Annotated in this window: 20 protein-coding genes; 4 read left to right on the top strand and 16 right to left on the bottom strand. The window is 32.1% G+C overall.

Annotated features, from left to right (window positions below; translation table 11 throughout):
- Positions 1-183 precede the first annotated feature (183 nt).
- Together BN2665_RS10140 and BN2665_RS10135 are read right to left on the bottom strand one after the other, a co-directional pair.
- Entirely contained in the window at positions 184-1,467 is a 1,284-nt protein-coding gene (locus BN2665_RS10140; RefSeq protein ID WP_055666987.1) for a glycoside hydrolase family 18 protein, read from the bottom strand.
- A 122-nt stretch (positions 1,468-1,589) separates the two neighbouring features.
- Positions 1,590-1,817, bottom strand: coding sequence for a DUF3892 domain-containing protein (locus BN2665_RS10135; protein WP_055666986.1), 228 nt, complete (start codon positions 1,815-1,817; stop codon positions 1,590-1,592).
- Positions 1,818-2,011: 194 nt separating this feature from the next.
- Here BN2665_RS10135 and BN2665_RS10130 point away from each other — a divergent pair, with 194 nt between their 5' ends.
- Complete coding sequence (locus BN2665_RS10130) at positions 2,012-2,329, top strand: hypothetical protein (protein WP_055666985.1); 318 nt, start codon at positions 2,012-2,014, stop codon at positions 2,327-2,329.
- A gap of 134 nt (positions 2,330-2,463) precedes the next feature.
- The gene (locus BN2665_RS10125) at positions 2,464-3,555 is read left to right on the top strand and encodes a lactonase family protein (RefSeq protein ID WP_055666984.1); all 1,092 of its coding nucleotides are present in this window, start codon (positions 2,464-2,466) and stop codon (positions 3,553-3,555) included.
- A gap of 162 nt (positions 3,556-3,717) precedes the next feature.
- Here the strand turns inward: BN2665_RS10125 and BN2665_RS10120 are convergent, their stop codons facing one another.
- Together BN2665_RS10120 and BN2665_RS10115 are read right to left on the bottom strand one after the other, a co-directional pair.
- Positions 3,718-4,422: a L,D-transpeptidase family protein gene (locus tag BN2665_RS10120; protein ID WP_055666983.1), complete on the bottom strand. Its 705-nt coding sequence runs from the start codon at positions 4,420-4,422 to the stop codon at positions 3,718-3,720.
- A 119-nt stretch (positions 4,423-4,541) separates the two neighbouring features.
- Entirely contained in the window at positions 4,542-7,583 is a 3,042-nt protein-coding gene (locus BN2665_RS10115; RefSeq protein WP_074042267.1) for an endo-beta-N-acetylglucosaminidase, read from the bottom strand.
- A 367-nt stretch (positions 7,584-7,950) separates the two neighbouring features.
- On the opposite strand from BN2665_RS10115, the gene BN2665_RS10110 reads away from it, so the two are divergent.
- Entirely contained in the window at positions 7,951-8,706 is a 756-nt protein-coding gene (locus tag BN2665_RS10110) for a CsxC family protein (protein WP_055666982.1), read from the top strand.
- A 426-nt stretch (positions 8,707-9,132) separates the two neighbouring features.
- A complete protein-coding gene (locus BN2665_RS10105; RefSeq protein WP_055666981.1) occupies positions 9,133-9,486 on the top strand; it encodes a YmaF family protein in 354 nt (117 codons plus the stop codon).
- A 98-nt stretch (positions 9,487-9,584) separates the two neighbouring features.
- Here BN2665_RS10105 and treR read toward each other — a convergent pair whose 3' ends face one another.
- The 12 genes from treR to chbG all read right to left on the bottom strand — a co-directional run bounded on the left by treR (position 9,585) and on the right by chbG (position 23,864).
- A complete protein-coding gene (gene treR, locus BN2665_RS10100) occupies positions 9,585-10,298 on the bottom strand; it encodes a trehalose operon repressor (RefSeq protein ID WP_055666980.1) in 714 nt (237 codons plus the stop codon).
- Positions 10,299-10,333: 35 nt separating this feature from the next.
- Positions 10,334-11,998, bottom strand: coding sequence for an alpha,alpha-phosphotrehalase (gene treC / locus BN2665_RS10095; protein ID WP_055666979.1), 1,665 nt, complete (start codon positions 11,996-11,998; stop codon positions 10,334-10,336).
- A gap of 112 nt (positions 11,999-12,110) precedes the next feature.
- Complete coding sequence (gene treP, locus BN2665_RS10090) at positions 12,111-13,544, bottom strand: PTS system trehalose-specific EIIBC component (RefSeq protein WP_055666978.1); 1,434 nt, start codon at positions 13,542-13,544, stop codon at positions 12,111-12,113.
- Positions 13,545-13,914: 370 nt separating this feature from the next.
- Positions 13,915-15,030, bottom strand: coding sequence for an amidase domain-containing protein (locus BN2665_RS10085; RefSeq protein WP_055666977.1), 1,116 nt, complete (start codon positions 15,028-15,030; stop codon positions 13,915-13,917).
- Between the two features lie 29 nt (positions 15,031-15,059).
- The gene (locus tag BN2665_RS10080; RefSeq protein WP_055666976.1) at positions 15,060-16,001 is read right to left on the bottom strand and encodes a M15 family metallopeptidase; all 942 of its coding nucleotides are present in this window, start codon (positions 15,999-16,001) and stop codon (positions 15,060-15,062) included.
- A 164-nt stretch (positions 16,002-16,165) separates the two neighbouring features.
- The gene (locus BN2665_RS10075) at positions 16,166-17,353 is read right to left on the bottom strand and encodes a CDP-glycerol glycerophosphotransferase family protein (protein WP_055666975.1); all 1,188 of its coding nucleotides are present in this window, start codon (positions 17,351-17,353) and stop codon (positions 16,166-16,168) included.
- An 18-nt stretch (positions 17,354-17,371) separates the two neighbouring features.
- On the bottom strand, positions 17,372-18,418 hold the full coding sequence (locus tag BN2665_RS10070; RefSeq protein WP_055666974.1) for an alcohol dehydrogenase catalytic domain-containing protein: 1,047 nt from the start codon (positions 18,416-18,418) through the stop codon (positions 17,372-17,374).
- Complete coding sequence (gene ispD, locus BN2665_RS10065; protein WP_055666973.1) at positions 18,418-19,128, bottom strand: 2-C-methyl-D-erythritol 4-phosphate cytidylyltransferase; 711 nt, start codon at positions 19,126-19,128, stop codon at positions 18,418-18,420. Before ispD ends, BN2665_RS10070 begins: the two co-directional genes overlap by 1 nt.
- 11 nt (positions 19,129-19,139) lie before the next feature.
- Positions 19,140-20,510, bottom strand: a complete 1,371-nt coding sequence (locus tag BN2665_RS10060) for an oligosaccharide flippase family protein (protein ID WP_055666972.1) — start codon at positions 20,508-20,510, stop codon at positions 19,140-19,142.
- 147 nt (positions 20,511-20,657) lie between these two features.
- The gene (locus BN2665_RS10055; RefSeq protein WP_055666971.1) at positions 20,658-21,560 is read right to left on the bottom strand and encodes an ROK family protein; all 903 of its coding nucleotides are present in this window, start codon (positions 21,558-21,560) and stop codon (positions 20,658-20,660) included.
- Between the two features lie 35 nt (positions 21,561-21,595).
- Complete coding sequence (locus BN2665_RS10050) at positions 21,596-22,987, bottom strand: glycoside hydrolase family 1 protein (protein ID WP_055666970.1); 1,392 nt, start codon at positions 22,985-22,987, stop codon at positions 21,596-21,598.
- Between the two features lie 130 nt (positions 22,988-23,117).
- Positions 23,118-23,864, bottom strand: coding sequence for a chitin disaccharide deacetylase (gene chbG, locus BN2665_RS10045; RefSeq protein ID WP_055666969.1), 747 nt, complete (start codon positions 23,862-23,864; stop codon positions 23,118-23,120).
- Position 23,865: the final 1 nt, after the last annotated feature.

Raw genomic sequence — 23,865 nt, 5'->3', positions numbered from 1 at the left:
ACCTCATGCCTACAATTCCTTTTATATACCGTAAAATATTTATTTTTTAACTACAAATATCCAGGCTATAGAATCTTATTATATATAGCTTAAAAGCAAAGTTTAAGGTTAAATATTTAACCTCACTTTGCTTTAAGGCTTCCTTTTATGAAGTACTTCCCCTTAGGAAATGCTTCTCATTTTTTATTTGTTTTTCTTAATGTAAAACATGTTATCTAATACTGGCCAATTCTGTGGGAAAGGTTGAGCTAGTACCCAATAGCTAACTCCTTTAAGTCCATACTCCTTTACTAATTTATACTTAGCTTCCACACTTCTTGCATCTTCAAACCATACTACGTGCTGATTCTTATTCTGATCTATATAATTATAATAAGGCGATTGAGCTTTCTCATCATACTTTATCTCAGCTCCATATTTGCCTGCTCTATTAATAGCCTCTTGGTTTCCTATGCTCTGAGCAAATTCTCCTCCAGGTGTGTAAGGTAATGTCCAGTCATAGCCGTAAAGAGGTACTCCCATCATAATCTTTTTAGGAGGAATAACGGACACTGCATAATTAATAACTTTTCTAACCTCATTAATTGGTGCCACAGCCATAGGCGGACCTCCAGACCAACCCCATTCGTAGGTCATGATTATAACAAAATCCACAATTTCCCCATGAGCCTTATAATCGTGAGCTCCATGCCAAGCTCCACTGGTGACATCATAGGTTTTTGGTGCTAAAGCAGTGGCTACTAAATATCTTGGATGGAGACGCTGTACTAATTTTCTTAAGAAATTATTGTATTTCTCCCTATCCTCAGGAGGTATCCTTTCAAAATCTACTATCACTCCATCATAGCCTTTACTTTGAATTAAATTATATATATTATTAATTAAAGTCTGCTGAAGATTTTCACTGTTTAAAATATTGCTTATAAGCTTTGTATCAAAGTTAGCTCCTGATATATTAGTTACAGATAGCATGGGGGATACACCATTAGCCTTTGCAGTTTGTATTATAAATTCGTCATTTAAGGGTGTTAGGTTTCCCTCTGGAGTAACATGATGGCTGAAGGGAGTTATATAGGTTAAATACTTAATAGCTTCATCTAATGATCTTTTTTCTTTTTCTTGAGTAGAGGGTTGAATAAAGGCATTAACTTCTATTTCTCCGTATAAATTTGCACTCTCAGGTATTCTTATTATCATCCCTGGATAAATGGCTTCTGGATTAGTAATTCCGTTTAATCTCAAAATACTATCAACGGAAACTCCAAACTTTCTTGCAATGGACCAAATACTATCTCCTGGCATAACTCTATAGGCGGTTTCTTGTGTAGGAATTATAAGAGTTTGCCCTACTACTAAATTAGGTGAATCCTCAATCTTATTAGCAGTAACTATACTCTGAGGAGTAACTCCAAAGCGCTTAGCTATAGACCAAACAGAATCTCCTGGTTTAACAATATAAATTCTCACTTCCAATCTCCTTTTATGAAATTCTTTCCACTATTTAATATATTCACTGAACTCTTTACTGTTCAACTTATACAAAAAAATTCACCCTTTATATCATATAAAGAGTGAATTCTAAACATAGCTTAGAAGCTTGGTAGGTTATCTAAATTATCCTCATCAGTTCCATTGGGATTGCTTCTTAAAAATTCTCTTCCATTTTTAGCTGTACCTACATTTACTCCAGATATTTGATCATTTTTCACCATAGCTATCGCTTCTTTTATGCGATGCACTTCTCCATTTTCAAGCTGCACATCAGTTATATCTCCATCCCCATTCTTTTTTACCTTTACAATCTTATGCTTATCCATTTATTACTCAGCTCCTTTCATAGTCTCTATGAAGATTTTCTATTGAGTAATATTAGTATGCGTAAACTCAAAAATTTTATTCAAAGCACTACTAAGATATTTAGAAAAGTTAATAAGGTTTAAAAGTATTACATATTAGAAATAATAATAATAATAATTAAATACAATTTTTATTTATGAAAGGATATTTTAAAATGAATGTAAACAAAGAAAATACTTTAGTATGCCATAATTGTAATAGTTCAGATTTTCAAATTAAGTGTCAAGCTACCTATGTATACACCTACGAAATTAAATATGTAGATGATAATAGTATTACTACTGAAAATGGCACTCTCCCCTATCTGTTTAATAATAGGGAAAAGATCAACGAAAAAGACTATGTTTTATGCAAAAAATGTGGATCAACTTATCCTTGTTCCTTAAACAAAGGTAAAGACGAAATTAATCTAACAATTCTGCAAAGAGCCCTTCGTTCTGATTATCAAGAAACACCAGAACTTTGGGGATAGTTTTAGTAAATTTATGCTAAATATTTATCTATAGTGGCAAGCTTTGACTTTAAACTAAAAACAATATTTATTCTTCCATAATATGCTATATGGTATAATTAATATAAAAGTTATAAGTGTTTATGGAGGTTTTTATGATTAATAACTCAAAGAATAAACATATTGCTTATGTAGGAACCTATACTGATAATGGCAGTAGAGGCATATATGGTTTTTCCATTGATAGTTCAAAGGGGACTGTTGAAGACTTAGGATTATTAGCAGAGCTTCAACACCCTACTTATTTAACTATAGCTAGTAACAACAAGCATCTCTATTCAGTTATAAAAAAACAGCATTCCCTTGGAGATTCCCTAGGTGGAGCAGCGGCCTTTTCCATCGATAGCCAAAGTGGTAAACTTAGCCTTTTGAACTATGAAGTGGCTTCGGGTAAACCACCTTGTCATATAAGAGCTGATAGGTGTAACAAATATTTATTTACTGCTAACTATCATGAGGGAAGAGTTATGGTTCATCCAATTAATCTAGATGGTAGCTTATGTCCCTCTTCTTCTGTCATAATCCATGAAGGATTTGGTAAGCATAAAGAAAGACAAGAAAAGCCTCATGTTCATTATGTCACATTGACAACTGATGAAAAACATCTTTGCGCTGTAGATTTAGGTATAGATAAAGTTATGCTCTATGATTTTAATTCAGAGGATGGTACATTATCTCCTTCAAATATTCCTTTTATACAGGTTAAACCTGGCTCGGGCCCAAGGCATATGACCTTTAGTCATGATGGTAAATTTGCTTATGTCATAAATGAACTCTCTTCAGATATTTTAGTGTTGGAGTATGATAATAAAGACCTATGCTTTAAGGAAATACAATATATTTCTGCATTACCTAAGGGATATGATGGAATTAGCTATGGAGCTGCTATTCATATAACTCCAAATGATGAGTATTTATATGCTTCAAATCGTGGACACGATAGCTTGGCAATATTTAAAATTAATAAAACTACCGGAGGGCTTCAATTTCTTTGTCATTGCTCTACTTTAGGTAATTTTCCTAGAGATTTTGTTATAGATCCTACTGGAAATTTTGTTTTTGTTGCCAATCAAAATTCTAACACAGTTATTCCTTTTGCCATAGTAAAGGAATCTAACAGGCTAGAACAAGTCAGTGAAGCTATAAAAATACCTAGCCCTGTTTGTATAAAAATATTAAGCTTATAATCAAAATAATGCTTTAGGCATCTAAAAAATAACTATGTAGTATGCTCGTATATTTCGCGTAATGCTATGTCTGCTGCTAATTATCTCACTACTAATAATAACTTTGTACTTGTCTTACACAAAATATACATCACATCTTTAAATAGTTATTTTTATGATGCCTTACTCAAAAGGCTTTATTTCTAGTGCATTATAAAATTCTTTATCAATATAGTGAGTTAAACTTAATTTATTATACTTTCTAAATTTTATTACTTCGGCTTTCATATCCTCGCCATATACCCCGTCCAATCTCCCTGAGTAAAATCCTCTATCTTGCATTCTTCTTTGAACTTCATAAACATCTGCGCCTCTGTCTCCTGGTATTAATGTCCTAAATATATTTGTATCTAAACCGTATGCTCCGCCGTATATTATTACTTTAGTTCCAACTCCCACAAATTTGTATAATTGCTCCACGTCCTCGTTTAACATTCTAATACATCCAAGAGAGATAGTGCCTCCAATAGATAAAGGCTTATTGGTGCCATGTATTCCATACTGTCCCCAAGGTACATTCATACCCATCCATCTTGTTCCGAAGCCTCCGCCCCACCCAGCTGCTTTATCAACAATAGTCCAAGTGCCTATAGGTGATGGAGTACTAGGTTTTCCACCAGCTATGGGATAGGTTTTATGAATTTTTTTAGTAAAATCGTTTATTAAGTATAGTTTATGCTCATTTAAATCTACCACAACAGTATAGGAATCCTTACCTTTTTTAGGTAGATTCTCTTCTATTTCCTTCATATCCTTTGCATAAGCTAGGGATGAAAAACTTATTAATATAAATAAAACAAGTATAAATACAAAATAAGGACGCTTCACATAAACATCTCCTATTCTTTTTTATATTTTCAAAATCCTATTTTATTATTCTTCTCCTATGATATTTTTATTCTTAAATTTTAAAAAGAAGCCCCCTTATGAAGGCTTCTTCTCTAAAATTATTTATTTTTTTTAAATATAGATACTAAAGATGTGTTAAATCTTAAAATTACCCCAACAGCCAATGTTATCAATCCCATTATAGTCAAAGTTGAAAAATTTATAATAGATCCAGTCTTAACCAAGCTATCTGGCAATATATTGTTTGCAGCATTGCCATTGCCATTACCATTTTCAGGTTTACTCCCATTATCTATATTCCCACTATTACCGCCATCTATAACTATTTTATCCGTTTCTAACCCTTTAATTTCAAAGCCATATATTCTTGTTGCAGTATCCCCACCTTGAGTGGCCTTATCTATCATCAACCTTATATATTGAGCCTTTGTAACTGGCACTGGATGTGTTGTTGTACCAGCAGTATTATCTTTTACAGTCACAGCATCTGTCCAATTTTCTCCATCCTCACTTACTTGAATTCTATAAGCTCTAGTATTCATTGGAGCCCCTTCTCCACCTGCTTCAGCATGCTTAATTGTAAATTCAGTTATAACATAAGTGGAGCTTAAATTTACTTTTAACCAATGAGGTCCATCTCCTACAGCACACCATTTAGTATTATCCTTATTGTCTAAGGCAAATTGAGGAGCTTCCTTTTCATTTACAAAACTGCTAGCTGTGATGATAGTCTTCTTTTCCTCCTCACTTTTTGCATTATTAAACTTATTAAAAGCTAATATATTGGCTAAATCTTTTATACCTTCCTCAGCTGATTTAGCTACTGTTATGAAGTTCTTTTTAATAACTTCATCTTCTCCAGAGGTATTTTTAGCTATTAATGTAACAGTATAAATACCTTGTTTTAGATATTTAACTACAGGATTCATTTCTGTACTTGTTTCTATATTAGCTCCTTCAAACTTCCATAAAACCTCTTCTGTTACTTCTGAGGAAATGTTTGTAACCCTAACTTCTTCACCAGGTGCTATAAAATTTGTAGAAGTTTTAAAATCAGCTTTTGGCTTAGGATAAGAAGGCCACTGAAAAGTAACTCTTGATGCTTCACCATGTTTATAATTCTTACTCAAAGGAATTATTTCTAAAGCAGTAGTATTTTCTTTGTCAATTCTTCTCATCTCTTGTACATAATAGGCATTATTAGCCGTAGCTCCTAACAATTCCTTACTTCCATCTGGTTTAATTCTATAGATTTCATATTGCTGCACATCTCCGTCTATTTTATCCCATGATAACCTTACATCAGTATAAATTCCATCTCTAAAATCAGTTTCTTGTACCTTTAAATTTGATACTAAACCTAATGCTTTATCATTACTATTATTTCTAACTGAAATTTGTCCTACATTTGCTTCATAATTTGCTATATTGTTCTTTTCCTTAAAGGAGAGAGATATTGAACTTAAGGTCTTTCCAGCAAAGTTCTTTAAAGATATAGCCTTAGTATTCCATTCAGTATTCATGGTATTTCCTAAATCTAAATACTCCGTAGTCTCTTGTTCCTTAAAGTTCAGCGCCACTTTTACGCTACTATTTAAAATATTAGTCTTATAAGTTAGAGATACTTCAGTATTATCACTAATTAGCAACTGAGTTTTATAAAGCTTTAACATAGTTTCTTCGTTAGCTTTTAAATCTCCTGTTATCTTTAAAGAGCTACCACCATAATAAGCTGTAGAATAGTCTATATCTGGCTTTAATGTATTTCCTCCGCTATTATTTATTACCCATCTCCAAGTAGGCATTATATCCTGTAAACTTCTATTATTCCACTCATTATTTTTTACAATTTTTCCATCTACAGCGTAGAACTTACCATTTCCCATATTAAAATTAGTGGTGAATGGCAGTGAGGTAATCGTTGCTTTCTCTACCACGTAGTTTGCTATACCTTTCCAATTATGTTCAGTATTAGTGTACCTTGGATCTCCGCTTTCTCCAACCCATAGCCTAGACTCCTTCTTTAAGTACTCCTCCGTAGTTTTAGCAGAAAAGAAAGTCCAGCTTGGACAATATAGTCCCAAGGAGGTATATGCATCATTTCCATTGTTATTAGGGAACAATACATCCCATTTCACACTAGTCTCATATCCCTTTTCCTGTACGTCTACTCCTGCATAAAGATCAAAACAGCTTCTTCCCATTTGTGTGGCAAGATCCCTTGATTTTTTAAGCTCTGTACCATCTGTATAATAAATAGTAGCTTTATCTCTCTTATACCACCCTTTATTGTTCCACCAAAAGTTTAAGAACATGCCATCAGATACCTTTTTATCCTTTTCTCCAAAGAAATTCTTATTTTCTTCATTAAGCATATTTTGCCAATCAACATAGCCTTCATCTATCATGGCATCATACCATATGATTTGCATTCCTGATGGCTTATGCTTCTGTAAATAAGCTAAAAATTCCTTCATTAAAGTAGCATCTTCTTTTGTTAGAGTCTTTTTATCGGTTATATATCGAGTACCTGTTTCTTGATTTATAAACCATCCATCAAAATTATAATATTTTGCTACTTCAATAAGTTTATCAGCTACCGGGAAATTGCCTTTTTCATCTTTAACCAAGAAGTCTCTTAACCATTCATCTTTTCCCCCATAAACATAAGGAGGAAAAAAAACTGTTCCTAATACTGGAACACCATTTTTATGGGCTGAATCTATAACATCCGCACTAGGTGGAACTATTAGACCTTCTCCAGAAGAACCTCCCCAATAAATTAAAGTGTCAACATATTGCCAATAGCTAAAAGTATGAACATCAAATTTATTTGAGCCCTGTGAAGGAACACCTGAAGTACTTGGATTCATTATTTGAAGAGCCATAACTTTAGGTTTATCACTAGCATTTGAATTCATTTTATCACTATTAAAACGATTGCTTAAGCCTATTGAAGCTCTATTAAAAATAGCATCCTTATCTTTAGTTGGTGTCCACTGTAGAATTTGCTTTGGAAACCAATAGGATGAATGGGGCTGAGCCGCTAAAGCTCTTATAGGGTTTAGTATACTCATACATACCATAAAGGCAGCTGAAAATATTAAAATCTTTCCCTTATGTTTAATTGTAATTTTCATATTTACCTCCATTAAAATTTAATAACTAATAAGGATATCCTTTGAAAACGTAAACATTTATTTGGTACAACTAACCATTTATGCTATGAGTATATTATACATAAGTATAGGAATATAAAAGCACATGAAAAATTATAGTTTTAATGGATTTTTTTCATACATCTATAGGCTTTATAACTCAACTGTTAACTTATACATGCACATAATGTCTTGAAGATTGCCATTTTAGAACATGCTCTGCATTCATTATCCAACATTTTTATGCAAACAAAGAAAAAAATGTTTTAAGATGTAACATATTGTCGGTTTATTGAATAGTATATATTAGGCTAGAGAATGAAAGCCATAAATCAAAGGAGGAATTAAAATGTTTGAAGATAAATCTGATTTCTGTGAAGATAGACCTAGGTTTTGTGGAGAAGTACACGCTGAAACACTTTCTATGTGCGAGGGTGAAAATGTAACTCCAATGGGAATAAGCGGACCTGTTGTATCTAAAATTCCTGTGGTTTTAGCCGAGAAAGAAATTCAAATAGATATAGAAGCTTCTATAGAGTTAAAAGAAAAGTTCTTTGAAATTAAGAGAATTAAAAAAGATATATTCTTAACTCAATGCAGATTACTTCCAACAGCTGGTCGTAGAGATCCTGTTACTGGAAGATTAATATCTGGAAAATTATTCATAGAAGGCTTTGTTCTAAAAAATATAGAATTCGCCACTGCTGATTGCTCACATGACCATGTGGTAAGCGGAGATATTAAGCATACTACAGCTAAAATACCATTCCGTTGCGTTACAGAAGTATTCTTTGTTACTCAACCACAAGTTACTCGTAGAATTAATTCTGTAGAGACTAACTTTTTCTGTGAAAGAGAGCACGACTGTAAACATTGTAAAGATGAAGAAATAGGAAGAGATCTTTGTGAAACCGATAGAGAAGAAACAGTTTTCTTCGACGAAAAACCATTCTGCGAATTAGTTTCAGCAAGATTTATTGAAGCGGATATTAATAGAGAGCCTGAGCACAAAGATGGAACAAGAGTTTTTGAAAAATTAGTTGAAAAATTAGTAGTATTCCTAACAGTTAAAGTTCTTCAAAAACAACAAGTTAGAGTTCGTTAATACCTTTAAAAAGAGCATAACCTGAGGTTGATGTTAGCCTCAGGAGAGCTCTTTTCTTTTTTATAATACATACTTGCATTAAAATTCTTCCATTATGTCTTGATGAGAATATATAGAACTTTTGCAATGTATATCAAAATTGTATAATTACTAAAATATAAAAAAAGGGCAACTTTCGCTGCCCCTAAAAAATATACTGAGAAGAAGAAAAGTGGATTCAATATAACTAAATCATGCGTGCTCTAGTTATATATTATATATTATGACAATACTTACTGTTTTGCTACATTTTTTTAAATTACTTTTTATTATAATAACTTTTGCAACAAATTTCCCTGTAATGCTCTGGAACCTTTTCGCCATTTTCTTCATATTATATACAAGAAAGTATAAATTACTTTCTATATTTTAAGGAGGTTAGTAAGTATGTATACTAATGAAGAATCAATCACTTCCAATTCGACGAGCATACCCCCTCATGTTCACGAGTTTGAACAAAGTACTAAATTAGCCGAATTAGGTGCGGACAGGCATAACCATAGAGTTGCTGGAGTTACAAGTGAATTTATTCCAGTAGGCGGTGGTAGACATGTCCATGTTATACTCTCTAATACAGACTCATTAGATCACCATCACGAAATAGGAGTAGTTACTGGACCAGATATTCCTATCCCTAACACTAATAAGCATGTTCACCTTGTGCAGGGAGGAACTACCTTTGATGATGGACATCTTCATGATTTTCTTTTTACTACGCAAATTAACAGCCCTTTAGTATAAGTAACTTTTAAATTCACCGAGAGAAGTTTTTATAACTTCTCTCTTAAATATATATTCTATAAAAAACAACCCTTGAATTTACAAAGGTTGTTAGATGTTTAATAGCTTCTTCGAGCGAAATCCACAAATCTAAATTTATCCGGTCTATGCCTAGACTCAGTATATTGAAATAAGCTTGTATCATTAAGATAGGTGTAGCTCTTTACTACCACAATCATATTATAATTTTCACAATCCAAGTACTTTTTATCTTCCTCTGTGCATTGCTGCACAGTTATCTCCTTTTTTGCAAAACTAATTCTAAGTCCTAACTCCTTTTCAATATACTCGTATATGGAATCCTTACATATTTCCTCTGTTAAGACCGGGACAAATTCCTTATTAAAAAAATCTTTATCTAATATGATTTTTTTTCCATCAATTTTCCTAACTCTTATGACCTTCCAAGCTTCAGCTTCATCATTTAAATTCAGTTGAGCTTTTAGAAATTTGTCAGGGTTAACACATTCAAGCTCTTGAACTATAGTTTCTGATTTTACTCCCATATTTTGAGTTAATTCTTTAAAGCTAGTTATGCCTGAAACCGGAAAATTAAATTTATTAATATCAAGTATAAGTGAACCTTTTCCTTTAATTTTATGAATATGCCCACTATCCTCTAATAGATTTAAAGACTTTCTTATAGTATCTCGAGACACATTGTATTGCTCCATTAATTCATTTTCTGAAGGCAGCTTTGTATTTGATGGATAAAAGCCATTTTCAATTTTGGTTAAAATTTCATTATAAATAGTTAAGTATTTACTGTTCATCACATATCACCGTAAATATATTAACATCTTAATAGTTATTTTTCAAGATAATAAACTACCGACTCATAGGATCTTAACTTTATTATATTAGATATCTCAGAAGAATCTTCATAATTAGAAATTAATATTTTACTATTATATTCACTAAGCTTTAAGCTCTTCGGCAGCTCAAAAACAGCTTCTTTTTCATAGAAATTATTAATAACTATCAGCTTCTCATTATTTAACTCTCTTTCATAGGCAAATACACTTTCATGGTCCTCCATCATTGGTTTAAAAATACCTTCTGAAATTATATTAAGCTCTTTTCTTAATTGTATTAACTTTTTATAATGATAAAATATAGAATCCTTATCCCCTAGTTGCTGCTTTGCATTAATATATTTATAATTTTTGCTTAAGGGTATCCAAGGTATCCCTTCTGTAAATCCGCCATTATTATCCTCACTCCATTGCATAGGCGTTCTAGAGTTATCTCTGGATTTTGATTGCAAAATTTTAATTATTTCTTCTTCTGCTTTTCCTTGCTCCTTTAAAATATTGTAGTAATTTATAGATTCAATATCTTTATATAAGCCTATATGCTCAAAATAAGGATTAGTCATGCCTAATTCCTCTCCTTGATAGATATAAGGGGTTCCTCTAAGCATGTGTACGGTAGTAGCTAGCATTTTAGCCGACTCCTTAATATATTTAGTGTCATTTCCAAATCGTGATACTATACGGGGTTGATCGTGATTGCACCAGAATACTGCACTCCATCCCTCCCCTTCTTGAATGCCTAACTGCCAAGAAGTGATTATTTCTTTTAACATTTTAAAATCGAAATCCATCAAGGTCCACTTATCCCCCTCTTTATAATCCACCTTTAAATGATGAAAATTAAACACCATAGATAACTCCTTTTCTTCTGGTTTTGAATACTTAACACAATGGTCTATGGTGGTAGAGGACATTTCTCCTACAGTGATAATATCATCATACTTTCCAAAAGTATCTCTATTAAGCTCCTTTAAATATTCATGTACATGGGGTCCGTCTGTATAGAAACGGCGTCCATCGCCTTCATTATCATTCTCATATTTCTCTGGTTTTGAAATTAAATTAACTACATCCAGTCTAAAACCTTTTACTCCCTTATTAATCCAAAATTCAACGATTTTAAAAATTTCTTTTCTAACCTCTTCATTTTCCCAATTCAAGTCTGCTTGAGTTACATCAAATAGATGTAAATAATATGCCTTTAATTCTTCCACATACTCCCAAGCTGGGCCTCCAAATTTTGAGCTCCAATTAGTAGGACTCTCTCTGTCTATATCTTCTTTAAATATATAGTATTTTTTATATTTTTCTTCATTTCTAATAGCTTTTTTAAACCAAGGGTGTTCTGTAGAGGTATGATTAAATACCATATCTAGCATAATATCTATTCCAAGCTTCCTAGCTTCAGAAACCATTTCCTCAAAGTCTTCCATTGTTCCAAAAACGGGATCTATATTACAATAATCGGCTACATCATAGCCGTTATCTCTTTGAGGAGAAATATAAAATGGCGTTAACCATATATAATCTACACCCAATAACTTTAAGTAGTCTAGTCTTTTAGTCACTCCTTTTAAATCACCAATACCATCTCCATTAGCATCATTAAACGACTTAGGATATATTTGATAGACTACACTTTTTCTAAAGTTCTTCATAACCAATCTGCTCCTTTTAATTAAAGCACAATTCACATTTTATTGTGAATTGTGCATTATGAACTATGAATTAAAATTCCATGAATTATTAATATAAAGTACTAATTTAATATTAAGCGTCTACAGTCTCTGATTTCTTAACTGCAATTTTTCTCTTAGAAAATACAATTGTTAATGTGAAAGGCACTACTATAGCAGTTATCATAGCTAAAGCAAAGGTTAACATATGCTGAGGCTTTATTGATAGTATACCTGGTAATCCTCCAACACCTATGGAGTTGGCCATAACCCCTGAACCTACTGATATTATTGCTGCAACAGAAGAACCTATCATGGCAGCTAGGAATGGATATATATACTTCAAATTAATACCAAACATAGCTGGCTCTGTAACTCCTAAATAGCAGGAAATAGCTGCTGGAATGGATACTTGTTTTTCTTCTTCATTCTTTCTGTTCAAATATATTATGGCTAAAACTGCAGAACCCTGAGCTATATTAGATAAAGCAATCATAGGCCATAAATTTGTTCCGCCTAGTTCACTCATAAGTTGTAAGTCTATAGCATTAGTCATATGATGTAACCCTGTAATTACTAGAGGAGCATAAGCAAAACCAAAAATTGCTGCAAATAGCCATCCTAAGGTTGATGTAAGTCCTGAGTATACAACATTTGATATCACTGAACCAATTTTCCATCCTAAAGGTCCTAAGATAGTGTGCGCTATGAGTACTGTTGGTATCAGAGCAAAGAATGGAACTATAATCATGGAAATATAAGAAGGAACTATATCTCTTAATTTTTTTTCTAAAATTGCTAACACAAAGCCTGCTAATATTGCTGGTATAACTTGCGCTTGATAACCTATCATCTTAATTTGAGCGAACCCAAAATTCCAAACTGGTATCTCCTTTGCTCCAGCTACAGCATAAGCATTTAATAATTGCGGTGAGACTAAAGTGAGGCCTAATACAATACCTAGTATTTGAGTAGTACCCATTTTTTTAGATATAGACCAAGTTATGCCCACTGGCAGGAAGAAGAATATGGCTTCTCCAATTAACCATAAAAAATGATGAACTCCTGACCAAAACTGAGAAACTTCCGTTAAAGCCTTTGTCCCATTTTCAAGCATCTTGATGTCTCCAATAATATTACGGAAGCCTAGTATTAAACCTCCAACCACTATAGCTGGAATAAGTGGAGTAAAAATATCTGCTAAATGAGAGATAAGTCTTTGCAATAAATTCATATTCTGTCTTGCGGTGACCTTTGCAGCGTCTTTGCTTACCCCTTCAACACCTGATTTTTCAACAAATTCATTATAAAAAGTCTGTACTTCATTACCTATTATGACCTGAAATTGTCCTGCTTGAGTAAAAGTGCCTTTTACAGCCTTTATGCTCTCTATTTTCTTAATATCTGCCTTAGCGTTATCATTTAGTACAAAGCGCATACGCGTAGCACAATGTGATACCGCAGCAATATTTTCCTTTCCTCCTATAAACTCTAGTAATTGCTGAGTTTCATTTGAAAATTTACCCATATTTAATATCCTCCCGTATCATTTTTTATAAAACCTTTTAAATATAATGATACCTGCTTCATTTAAACTTTAACTGTAATATAATAACTATTTTTCTTAAACAATTTTATAATTATAATGCCTATTCATATTCTAGTAAACATTTTCATTTTTACAACTTATACGTACAAGTTATCTATAAGTAAATCATAACTTGTACGTACAGGTTTGTCAATATGATTTTTATTATTTATATTAATTTATTTTATTGAATGCATTTTAATGTTAAAAATTTAATAAAATAAAGATTCTTTAACTAGTGAGAATTTTAATTGTTAGCTATAAGCCCTCCTCTCTAATTAAAGAATCTTTGATTTTTAAAAAATATTCTTTAATAATGTACACGCACTAACCAAAATCTTATATTTTTATCACTCCAGCCAAGATCCCAAGGGACTCTATTTCTATCGCTATTATGACAAGTAACTAGAGAGTATCCTCTTGAATCAGCTCCGCTTACTACAGAAATATGAGTTATATCTCCCTTCTTTTCATAAGCCACAAAATCCCCTGGCAAAAGCTTATAGGAAGCTTTATACACTTTTTCGTAGCTTCCGTAGGCGATTACCGATGCCCTACCGCTATAAATCATATATTCTTTAAAACCATCGGCATTTAACCAAGCTCTTGTAGCTCCGCTGCCATCATAATTCCAATCTGAATTTTTTTTAAACTTTCCTCCCTCAAATAGTATCTGGGAGGCGAAATTTGCACAATCTCCGCCTTGGGGATTATAATCTCTATAGTTCTTATTATACTTAAATCCATATTTTTCTTCACTGGCAGCTCCACAATATTGCTCAGCATATTCTATGGCCTTTATTCTTCTTTGATTCAGTTTTGAAAAATCTCTTTGCTTCTGTGATAAAATATACTCCTTCATAGAATCCACCTTTAAATTACTTAAATCCAAGGAATCTGCAAAGGGATCCTTATACCATTCCTTAGTAATGATCCATTCACCTTCTCTATTTACAATGTTTAATACATGATAGGTGCCCATTCTAGAGCTATTTATATTATCAGGTTCATCTTCATAAATATATTTATACTCTGTAGAGCATATTAAATTAACTGAAAACTTATCCTCCTTTCCTTTAATGCTTTTAATTACCACCTTAGGTATTATGTCTATGAACTTAATACCCTGCTTCTCTTCCCAATTACGAATATATTTTACTTTTCTTTGCTCATGTTCATAAGCCCATATCCCATAATTAGTATTTTTATCATAGATGGATTCAATAAGCTCTAAATCCTCACTTAAAATGGCTTTGTTTCTCTTTAAAAAAATCTCTTCAATTGCCTTTGTAACCTCTTCTTTAGAGCTCTCTGCAAAAGAAGAGGCTAATGAAAATTTGTTATCATATATTAATAGAAATATATTACTCAGTACTATAAGTTTTATTATGAATAATTTTAATTTCTTTCTTTGATGAAAATTCATACTATGAATACTCCTTTACCAACAAAATATTACTCAATTATAAGTTTATTATTCCCTATTAATAAAACTGTACTATCGATTTTTTCAATATTTCTCTTTACATTTTCATCCTCTATAGGTAATGTGTCATACCACTTTCCACTATTTTTTTCGCCGCTGCCAAAGTATCTAGACTTTAAAATAATTTCAGGTCTATATTCAAAATGTAATATATCAAAATGATTCCACTTCCCTCCCCAAACAAATCCATTCTTCTCAAATATTTCTACCAATTCTTTTGGATAAGATTCTAGTCTCTTTTGCCCTTGCTCTTTAGAAGCCCATTTCCAATAGTCTCTGCTGTCTCTCACTAAATCAATTGCTATACCGAAGGCATGAGGACTCAATCTATTAGTACCTGCTATATATCTATAGTTAAAAGTTCCGCTACAGGGAAACGCAAAGGAATTAATGCTAGGTTTCTTCTGAATTAGGGCCATGACTTCATTCATAGAGGCTTTGAGAGCCTCCGCAGCTCTATTCTCCCCATTAAACTGATAGTAGCCATATCCAACTTTTACTTGTTTTAACTTAGCTTCAACTTGTGATTTTGACTGTCCATAAATCTCGGTTAAAATACCATATATTCTAGCCCTGCCAGGATCAAAATTTGTATTCATTATTTTAGATATGGGTGAAAGAGGATAAATTTGCTCCATCATATCTTGTATATCAGGATTAGCTAACTTTTCTTCATGGCCTTTTGCTTTTTTATCATCATATAGTATCTTTCTACCAGATTTCATAATAATATATACTCTGCCATCCTCAGTACATTGTAAATCCTTAATATATTCTGGATAAGCCATCATTAAACAAAATAAATCCTGCTTCATAGTTATTTTATAAGTATTTATATCTGAAGCTTTAGCAATAGACCTTCCACTTATTAAAACTAAAACTACTATAAAAATAAGCTTAATTTTTCTCATAGTTTTTTCACCTCTTTACTAACCTGAGCTATTTTAAAAATATTTTTATTTGCTTTTCTTTTTATATGCTTACCAATATAACGATATTGTATGTATAGTAAAGCTTAGACACAAAAAACACTATCAAAATTTTTGATAGTGTTCTTATGATTCATATATTAAGCTTATAGAAGCTCTAAAACCAATTTTCCAACCCGTTCTGTTGAGTTCCCATCAGCATTATCATGATAAAAATATAATGACTTTTTTCTTATTTTTTCATATTTATCTACCCCTGAACCCAACTCTTCTAGATAATTAACTATTTGATCTAAGGAACTAACCTTTGGTCCTGGAGTATGCAAATCATTATAATAATCTATTACTAAACCTCTATGTTTCACGTAATCTTCAGTATCCATATCTAGATATATTATAGGCCTATTAGTTAAAAGGTAATCTACATAGATTGAACTAAAATCCGTGATAAGAATATCTGTAATGCACAGTATCTCTTGGGTGTCACTCCATATATCCGCTCCTACAAATTTAAAAGTATTAGGATATTCATTAGTTATATCCATGATCTTATCTCTGAAATTACTATCTCTTAAGCAATGATGGTGAGGTCTTAGAAGCAATACATAATTACCTTCTCTTAAATAAAGTTCAAATTTTTCCGTTTCCTTCTTATCAAAAAACCAATAATCATTAAAATCCGAACCCTCTGGTTTCTCTCTCCAGGTTGGTGCATAAAGTATCACCTTTTCATTCCTCTTTAGTCCAAAATTCTCTACTAATTTTTTTGTACAAATTTTCATTTTTGTACTATCTATAAGCATATCATTTCTCGGAAGCCCCAGTGGAAGATATTCAGGATATTTATCATCAATTTGAAGCTTTTCTTTTGGAAAGAAGTATTCATTGTCCCTTTTGCTTAAACATATAATATAATCAATGTTTCTTAGTTGCTTTTGAACTTGTTTTATCTGCCTACTATAAACATAGTCAGTAGGATTTTGCTTTGTTCCAAAGCCATGAAATACTTGAACGATGATTGGATTTATATACATGGTAGAAATAGGCGGAAGATTAGTTGTGATTATCATCTTTAACCTAGCACAAGTTAAGGCACATTTTAAACTAAGAGAATAAACTGCTCTAATGCCATTTTTATTAAGTTCCTTTACCAGCCTTTTGTCATTTAAAATCCATACTAAGGAATAGTCAGTTTTTCCCTTTATATATTCATATAAGTATTTAGCATTATCCCTATATAGATCACTATGAAATAGCACTATATCTTTTTTAGGCGTTAACTTATATAATATAGCTATAAAAACCCCAAATAACTTCTTTACTATATCTAACAAATCTAAACTCTCCTTTATTTATAAAATAAAGCTGATTACTCTCTTTCCCAGTTTTTTATTAGAAGCCTCAAACTCAAAGGCATCATAAAAATCATTAATGTTTTTTACTTCGTACTCTTCTAAAATCAAATTTGAAATCCTATTTTTAAAATTTTCATCCTTTAGGGTTAAAATTGAATTTTTAAAATCCTTAATATTACTTCTAGTTACTCCCATAATCTCTAAACCTTTTTCCAATACTATCCTTGTATTTATCTCGATATCGTCATCAGGCACCCCTGCAAGAACAATTTTCCCTCCTGGAAGAACATTATGCAGTATCTCTTCCACCGCTCCTTGAACTCCTTTTCCGCCTACACATTCAAAGGCTATATCTATTTTTACATTCTTCAGTTCTTCACTGCCTCTTAAAAAATACTGTTCCGCCGGAAATCTATATAATTTTTCTTCATTTTTTCCAATGCACACCACTTTGACCTTCTTGGTGGCTTTCAATGTACATGCTAATATATATCCTAGTATACCATCTCCCCAGATGCCTATGATGTCATCCTCTTCTATTTCTATTCTCCTAATCATAGCATGAGCTACGGAAATCAACTCAGAAAACACTGCAATATTTGAGGTTAATTCTTCAGGTACATAAACTAGATTGGATACAGGATAGCTTAAAAATTCTCTTGAAAAACCATTAAAATTACTTGATGCAAAGCGAGCATCAGGACAATAGTTTTCTCCAAGTTTTTTGTTTTGGCACACTTTATATTTACACTGGCTTTTTTCACAATTTAAAGTTAAGTTAGGTACTAAAACCACTCTATCCCCTGATTTAAAGGTTGATGTAGGATCATTTAACACTATTCCTACCGCCTCATGCAGCAGATTCATAGGATACTTTAATCCTAAGAGCCTTTTATCCCTTTGCCCAAGATAATATCTTATATCCGCTTTACAGATTGAAGCTTTCTCAATTTTAATTATTGCTTCATCCTCATTACACTCTACATCTTCTATAAATAAATCTAACCTTTTAGGTGCTACAATCTTAAAACTTCTTCCAAGCATTACACCATCTCCAGTTTACCTATTTTAATTACGGATTTTAACAGCAACAGATCTTCTGCTTTTGTTATTTTGAAATTTAGACTATCACCATTTACCATATGAACGGGATGACCTGTTTTTAACACCAATTGACAATCATCCGTAGCTTCCTTTATATCCTTCTGCTTTGAATATTCATGAGCTTCTTTAATAATAGAAAACCTAAAGCTTTGAGGGGTTTGCCCTAAATAAAGCTCATTTCTTTTTGGTACGCTATGAATAACTTTTGTATCTTCACTTTTGATTATAGTATCCGTAGCTGGTATTACTGTATCTGCCGCACCATACCTCTTAGCAACATCTATATTTTCACTAATTATCCTATGAGAAACCAGTGGTCTTGCTGAATCATGTATAACTATAATATCCTCACTCTCTATTTCTTTTTCAATTAATTTTAATCCATTGTATACTGACTCCTGTCTAGCTTCTCCTCCATCTACTATCCACTTTACCTTATTGATATCATATTTTCTAATCCAAATTTTCAAATCCTCCTGCCATTCTTTAAGACACGCTACTATAATATAATCAATTTCCCTATGCCTATCAAAGCATTCCAAGGTATGTATTATAAGTGGTTTACCGTATATATCAATAAACTGCTTAGGTTGATCTGTATTTCCCATTCTACTACCTTTTCCACCTGCTAAAATTAATGCAATATTCATTAACAGTCCTCCTACCAATTTAATTTTTTCATTAAATATAACTTTATTCCTTCCACTTCTTTCCTATAAAGCAATAATTCTGCTACAAGCAATGTAAATAGATATATGATAAATCCTATAAAATGCTTTATTCCTAAATATCTTAATAAGCTAAAAACACTAATGTAAAAAGCAATCATAAATATTTCTCTCTTATAAATCTCTATGCCTTTAAAGTCCTTAGCCCCATATAAGTACCATGCCGCAAAAGAAATTAAAGTGGCATAAGCAATCATGGTGGAATTCTTAATAACTAAAGTAAAGAAGCTATTTAGCATAAAAGCAATAATAAACATTTTAACTGCTACTACTAAATATTTTTTACCTTGCTTAGAAGCTTTGTATAAATTAGAGTACAATACATTAGTCAATGCTATAAAGGGCAGGCTTAATATCAATATCCCCATAACCTCCATAGAACCAGAATATTTGCTAAGAAATTTATCCGTTATAAGCTCTAATACAAAGTATCCTGAAGTACATAATATAGAAATTAATAGTAAACAATCTTTTGCTTTTCTTCTTATTTCAAAATTATTAATATTTCTTGATATATAGGGATAAAACAAGATTCCTATGGAAGTAATTAAAACAATAAATAAGTTTAACATGGATACAGCGTAGGAATAACTAGCAAATTCATAAGATGAAAAATAAGCTTTTATAAACCATCTGTCTAGAGAAAAGAATAAAGAGCATAGTGTATTTCCTAGCATCACCGTTATACCTATAGCACATATCTGTTTAATCTCCTTAAAAGATATAGCTTTTCCCTTTTTATATGATTTACAAAATATATAACTAAATATTATTGTCGCTGTAACATAGCTAAATATCTGCATAAAAATATATAGTTTAGGTGACCTATATATAAAAGCCACGATGAGCGTTGCCAACAAATTCATCACGTTTATAATGGCTTGTATAGAAGAATAATAATCGAATTCTCCTATAGCCCTATAATATAGCCTAATAAATAGAGTCACTTGAAAGGGTAAGATATAATAGGAAAAATATATAAAAGCTTTGTCCTTAATAATTAAGCTTGATATTAATATTAAAACTATTACCACAATCAATTGAGACTTTAAAATAAAGTTGTAATAGCCTTTTATTTTTTCTTTATCTACTTCCTCCCTACACTTTCCACCAAGGAGTATATATATGCCATCTGAAAAGCCAAAGTGGAATACCCCAGCATAGGTTGCATATAAAGAAAAGGTCTTTAAAAATGAATAGCCTTCTATATCTAAGGCCTTAGGTATCAAAAACCCACTCATTACTCCAACTAATATTCCAAATACATCTACAAATAAAACCTTTGATACTTTTTTCAAATTCATTTAGCTGCTCTCCTATAATCTTATGGGCATGATAAAAGCATATTTAATTTTAATGATGATAATATGGCAGGAAGGTTAATAAATTGTAAACAAATTTACAAAAGGGACTGCTTTCCAAGCAGTCCCTTTTGGTATTTAAATTATAGGCTAAAAGATGTTAGTAAAATTATACACAGCCCCCAATATATTGGCATCATTAGAAAAAGCACATTTTTCTACTTTAGGATAGATTTTAGCTATAGGTATATTGCTAATCATAGCATCTAATTTTTCATTTATTCTATCTACAAGGTCTTCTCTCTCACTTATAGCTCCACCTATTACAATCATCTCTGGGTCATAAATATATTGCAAGTTATATATACCCATGGCCAAATAGTGAAAGAATAAATCAATACCTTTTATACAAGCTTCATCTTTATTTTCTTCAGCTAGCTTAAAAACCATTTCTCCATTTAATTCCTCTGGAGAAATTCCTTTTAACCTGGCCACAGTCTTAACTAGAGCATGGGTAGATGCAGTTTCACTCCAATTTTTATATATACCCTTTTCAAAATCTTTTTCCATTATCATAAAACCAAACTCTCCTCCGAAAAGGTGTTTGCCCATATGAAGCTTCCTGTCTTTTATAACTGCACCACCTATACCCGTACCACAAACTACGAATAATACGTCCTTTGCCTCCTTAGCTACCCCTCTCCACACTTCTGCCAAAGCAGCACAATTCGCATCATTTTCCATAGAAACCCAATATCCAGTTATATTCTCTATTAATTTCCTTATATTAGGACCATGAATGTAAGGTATGGCAGAGGCCCCCTCTATTATTCCCCTAGCGTCATCTACTGCTCCTGGGCAACTCATTGCTATACCTTCTATATGATACATTTTTTCAAACTTCTTTGTTGCTTCCCCTATGATATCCAGTAATTCCTCTAGGCCGCTTTTAGGTGTAGGCCTTTTACCTTTTGCTATTATGACAGCTTCGCTATTCACTAGAGCATATTTTATGTTTGTCCCTCCTAAATCAAAAGCCATATAATATTTCATATAATATCCCACCCTTTTTTTTATTTACCCTTTATTTAAACTCCGTTATTTTTTGATACTTCCATCATCCAATATCCAGATTTTTTTATGGTCTTATTTTGGGTATCTAAATCTAAAGAAATATAACCATATCTATTCTTGTAAGCATTACACCAAGACCAGCAATCTATAGGAGTCCAAAGATGATATCCAAAGCAATTAGCACCTTCTTCTATAGCTTTATGAAGATATTCTAAATGTTCTTTTATGAAGTCTATTCTATAATCATCTTCTATAATTCCTTCAGAATTTCTAAATCTCTCTTCTCCTTCTACTCCCATTCCATTTTCAGAAATATACCAAGGAATATTATCATAATTATCTCTTAAATTAATAGCTATATCATAGATGCCCTTAGGATATATCTCCCAACCTCTATATATGTTCATTCGTCTACCAGGCATCTCATAATTATCAAAGTATTTATCTGGCATCCAAGGCTGTGAAGTATCTACAGTACTTTCCTTAGCTTTTATCCGTCTAGGTTGATAATAATTAACTCCCACAAAATCTACCCTATTGTTTTTAATTATATCTATCTCCTCTTGAGTACCCTGCCAAATTACCTGTTCTTCCTTTAATAGCTCTGTAAGCCCCTTAGGGAACTCTCCTCTAACTGCGGGATCCAAAAATAGCCTATTAAAAAACATATCTGCTATAAAGGAGGCCTTTTCATCCTCCTCAGAATTTGACCTAGCATAAGATGGTGTCAAATTCACTACAATACCAATCTTTCCACCCTTACTATAGCCCTTATCCTTAAATATCTTTATAGCTTTTGCAGAAGATAGATTAATATTAAAGGCTGCTTGCACTGCTTTTTTGCCATCAATAATTTTAGGATAATGGAACTGATAAAGATATTGACCTTCCACTATTACTATAGGCTCATTAAAAGTAATCCAGTGTTTAACCCTATCTGAAAATAGTTCAAAGCACTTTTCTGCAAAACCTGCATATAAATCCGTTACAAATTTTGACTCCCAGCCGCCATATTTGTCATAAAGCTCTATAGGTAAATCAAAATGATGCAAGCAAATTATAGGAATAATATTGTTTTTTAAACATTCATCAATAACCTTGTTATAGAACTCAGCTCCATCTTTGTTCACTTCCAAAGTCTCAAAATCTTTTATAAGTCTGGTCCACTGAATAGAGGTTCTAAAGGAGTTTAATCCTAGCTGTTTTATAAGCTTTATGTCTTCCTCATAGCTATTATAAAAATTAGATGTTATGCTGGGTCCTACTCCATTAAAAAATACTTCTGGCTCTATTTCAAACCAATAGTCAAATACATTTTTATTCTTCTTATTAAAGCTTCCCTCACATTGAGGACCAGAAGTAGCTGCTCCCCACCAAAAATTTTCCGGAAATTTTTTCTCCACCATTTTTTAATACCTCCAATAACCTTTTTGAAGCTCCTTTATGGCCTTATATAAAAAAAGCAGCTATGCTGCCTTTTTAATGTCCGTAGAATTACTTCCCTCTATAATTACCTGTGAATATTTAAAATAAACATTACAAATCCTTAAATCCTATTAATTGAACTTCACTTCTATTTATAAAATCTTTAATTTCACTTGAAGTTAAAATGTGGAACTCTTTTTCTCTAAAAGAATTATAAGATGAAATGCTTAATACCTCTTCATCTACATAAGCTGGGTGAGTCATTATTTCAAAAGAATCTACATCTCTGTATTTAGATATTAAATCCACCAAATAATCATAACTCACATTTGAAGCATAGAAATCAGAAGAAAAAGCCTCCGTGGTTTTTACTTCTCTAATACTATAGTACTTCTTATGCTCTGCGCTAGCACATCTTAGAGGCAATTCATACTCCTTTGCTATATCAATTACTATATCTAATATTTCCTTTTCAAAAGCGAAGAAATGATGATGCCCGTCTATATGAGTTGGGTTAAGTCCAGTAGATAAAAACTTTTCCATCTGAGCATTAAGCTCTCTTTTTACTTCTTCGTATTCATAGCTATGAGCTTTACCTAATCTAATAAAATTCCCCTTATCATCAACCAGTGATGACACTTGCTCTACTGGAAGAATAGGTTTTCCCCAAGTTAATGTCAAATGAACTCCGATATTATAGATTCCTCTATTTTTTGCTTCTCTTATGGCTTCCTCAAAGTATAATCCATTAGGCATAGCTGTGGTTTCTGTCACTATACCTTTTTCCATGGAATCTAATATGCCTAAGGAAATTCCTTTAGTTAGACCAAAATCGTCTGCATTTATTATAAGCTTCAAT

Source organism: Desnuesiella massiliensis (assembly GCF_001403615.1).
Taxonomy (GTDB): domain Bacteria; phylum Bacillota; class Clostridia; order Clostridiales; family Clostridiaceae; genus Desnuesiella; species Desnuesiella massiliensis.
The sequence above is the reverse complement of the archived record's forward strand: the minus strand, read 5'-3'. Positions and strand labels throughout refer to the sequence as shown.

Coding starts and splice junctions, on each gene's coding strand:
- BN2665_RS10055 (WP_055666971.1), bottom strand. CDS start 21,560: ATGAAATATTATATGGCTTTTGATTTAGGAGGGACAAACATAAAATAT.
- BN2665_RS10080 (WP_055666976.1), bottom strand. CDS start 16,001: ATGAGAAAAATTAAGCTTATTTTTATAGTAGTTTTAGTTTTAATAAGT.
- BN2665_RS10115 (WP_074042267.1), bottom strand. CDS start 7,583: ATGAAAATTACAATTAAACATAAGGGAAAGATTTTAATATTTTCAGCT.
- ispD (WP_055666973.1), bottom strand. CDS start 19,128: ATGAATATTGCATTAATTTTAGCAGGTGGAAAAGGTAGTAGAATGGGA.
- BN2665_RS10130 (WP_055666985.1), top strand. CDS start 2,012: ATGAATGTAAACAAAGAAAATACTTTAGTATGCCATAATTGTAATAGT.
- BN2665_RS10135 (WP_055666986.1), bottom strand. CDS start 1,817: ATGGATAAGCATAAGATTGTAAAGGTAAAAAAGAATGGGGATGGAGAT.
- treR (WP_055666980.1), bottom strand. CDS start 10,298: ATGAACAGTAAATACTTAACTATTTATAATGAAATTTTAACCAAAATT.
- BN2665_RS10110 (WP_055666982.1), top strand. CDS start 7,951: ATGTTTGAAGATAAATCTGATTTCTGTGAAGATAGACCTAGGTTTTGT.
- BN2665_RS10125 (WP_055666984.1), top strand. CDS start 2,464: ATGATTAATAACTCAAAGAATAAACATATTGCTTATGTAGGAACCTAT.
- treP (WP_055666978.1), bottom strand. CDS start 13,544: ATGGGTAAATTTTCAAATGAAACTCAGCAATTACTAGAGTTTATAGGA.
- BN2665_RS10050 (WP_055666970.1), bottom strand. CDS start 22,987: ATGGTGGAGAAAAAATTTCCGGAAAATTTTTGGTGGGGAGCAGCTACT.
- treC (WP_055666979.1), bottom strand. CDS start 11,998: ATGAAGAACTTTAGAAAAAGTGTAGTCTATCAAATATATCCTAAGTCG.
- BN2665_RS10070 (WP_055666974.1), bottom strand. CDS start 18,418: ATGCTTGGAAGAAGTTTTAAGATTGTAGCACCTAAAAGGTTAGATTTA.
- BN2665_RS10085 (WP_055666977.1), bottom strand. CDS start 15,030: ATGAATTTTCATCAAAGAAAGAAATTAAAATTATTCATAATAAAACTT.
- BN2665_RS10060 (WP_055666972.1), bottom strand. CDS start 20,510: ATGAATTTGAAAAAAGTATCAAAGGTTTTATTTGTAGATGTATTTGGA.
- BN2665_RS10105 (WP_055666981.1), top strand. CDS start 9,133: ATGTATACTAATGAAGAATCAATCACTTCCAATTCGACGAGCATACCC.